The following is a 2343-nucleotide window of genomic DNA, read 5'->3' on the forward strand; positions in this document are numbered from 1 at the left end:
GGCCATCTTCAAATTTTCCACGGTTGATGAACTTGTTGAGCTTTGCACTGTATAAGTATATAAACGTTTGTACACGCGTGTTATCGTGTTGATTCGCGATATCCGTTTCGGCAAAATGCTCGAATTTCTCCAGCGTTTCATTGAATTTTTTATAATTCTTCAGATCGAAATGGGCATTCAAAAGGTTGTGCATCCCTTTTATATAATGCCCTGGTTCTATCTCGATCATTTTCCGGTCATTGAAAAGTTCCACCCATTTTTGCGTGTAGCGGTAATACATCAGGAAATCCTGGCGGATGAATGCGAACCAGGTATAACTCTGGTAGAGATATAATTTTTCGTAAAAGCCCAGCTCGTGCGGGAATTCGGTGGGCAGATGCTCCCGGAAATATGTTTTGATCCCTTCTTCATCTTCCTCATTACGGGCATGCCCGTTTTTGATATACCAGCTATAGAGCTTGAGAGCGAGATTGGAAAGCTTGGTGATCATCGTCCTTTTTTCATTCACTTCTTCCGCTTCGGCAGTCAATTGATCGGCCCTGTTTTGCATACTGCGGGTGATGTGAAGGGTTTCGATCTTTTTTTCCAGGGAAATCGTCTGGATCAAAAAGCTATCTTGGTGATAGGCTGTCGCCAGCTCTTTCACCTTTTCCAGGATCTTCAGGCTCTGATGATAGAGCCCTTTATTATATAATATACGGGCATAATCCAGTTGCTCGTGCAGCTGAAGATCAATACTGTCGGTACTTTTGAGCACACGGAGACTGGCCAGTAATTGTTTGTAAAGATGCGCCTTGATATTTGCGAGCTGCGGCTTTTTGATCGACTTTAATTTTTTAAGCAATATTGCCTCATCATAATAAGACAGTTTATCGAGTGCATCAAAAAGCTCGATGATCTTGAGGTCCTGGTTGGCAGAACTCCGGGTGATATATAGTTTAAAATTCCGTTTTTCAGCCTTTTCAAGCGAATGTATCAGCTGAAATAATATGTCGGTAGAACGGTTGGGCATAAGTAAAACCTTAAATTAAAATGCAGTACTGCAAAGGGTTTCAGAAAATTGAAACCGATTTCAGTATAATAAAACGTCACAAAAGTTGTATTAAAACTAATAAAAACCTGCTATACTTTCGTGAAAGAAAGCGAATGACAATGCATTCTGTATAGCAGGCAATTGATAAGTGGCAGGCAATCGAAAAGGTCGTGTATCATTGATACAGCAGCAAGATAATAAAAAATAATAGTACAGTAACATTACTGTTTAACTTTTTTCATATGGCAAGCAATCGAAAAGGTCGCTCCGTTTCTACGGAGGGACCCTTTTTATTTCAGGGAAGTCCGGAAGGCTAATGCTGGTCACTGGATGCCGGTTGATGGCTTTTAAGAATTTTAAACCAAAAAATCCGGCAACCAGTCACCAGCGCTGCAGTATTTTTCCTAATATGTACTTTTTACACAAAACCACTTAACAATTACATAACAACATCTAAAAATCCGACTTGGACGTAATAAAATAAAAACCTTCAAACCCAATGTGGCAGCGGGTTACAGAAATGCTGAATTGATTTCAGCATAATAAAACACAATAAAAGTTGTAGAAAATAAGATGAAAAGCGTTTCTATATTTGTAATAGAAAGAACGCCGGAATAAAAATCACATGGCAGGCAATCGAGCAAATGGCGGCAATCGAAAAGGTCACTTATCTTCTGATAAGTCCGGCAAGATAACTAAAATACTATTACAGTAACATTTTACTGTTAAATTTTTTCATATGGCAAGCAATCGAAAAGGTCGCTCCGTTTCTACGGAGGGACCCATTTTATTTTAGGGACTTTTTCATTACACGAATTAGGGAAGATAGGAATTAGGCTATTGTTTTTGAAATTGTGAAAAAATATATGACTTAAAATTCATATTATAATTATAAACATATTTGTTTTATCAGCGAAAACTGATGATTTTTTCACATAAATGCAAAAATTTTCTTCGGGAACGATGCCATAACATTTATTTAACGAATGGATATTTTTTTTGGAGATAATATTCAAGCACTACACAATACGTTTATAATAAATGATTTACGAAACCTACCATACTGTTCAGCATAATAAAATGCAGTGAAATATGAAAAAAATCTAAGAAGATCCCGATGTACTTTTGAATCAGAAAGAGAGGGAAAGGATTTTCACATGACAGGCAATCGAACAAAGCAATTGAAAAGGCCGGTCGCCAAGATAATACAAATAACAATACAGTAATATTTACTGTCAACTTTTTTCATATGGCAAGCAATCGAAAAGGTCGCTCCGTTTCTACGGAGGGACCCTTTTTATTTTAAGGAA

The 2343-nt window shown here is 37.4% G+C and carries 1 pseudogene; it reads right to left on the reverse strand.

From position 1 onward, the window contains the following. Nucleotides 1–1012: pseudogene (locus tag EGI32_RS20110) on the reverse strand (hypothetical protein); the annotation flags it as partial. Nucleotides 1013–2343 lie beyond the last annotated feature (1331 nt).

The sequence above is a fragment of the Ferruginibacter sp. HRS2-29 genome (assembly GCF_024343615.1).
GTDB lineage: Bacteria > Bacteroidota > Bacteroidia > Chitinophagales > Chitinophagaceae > Ferruginibacter.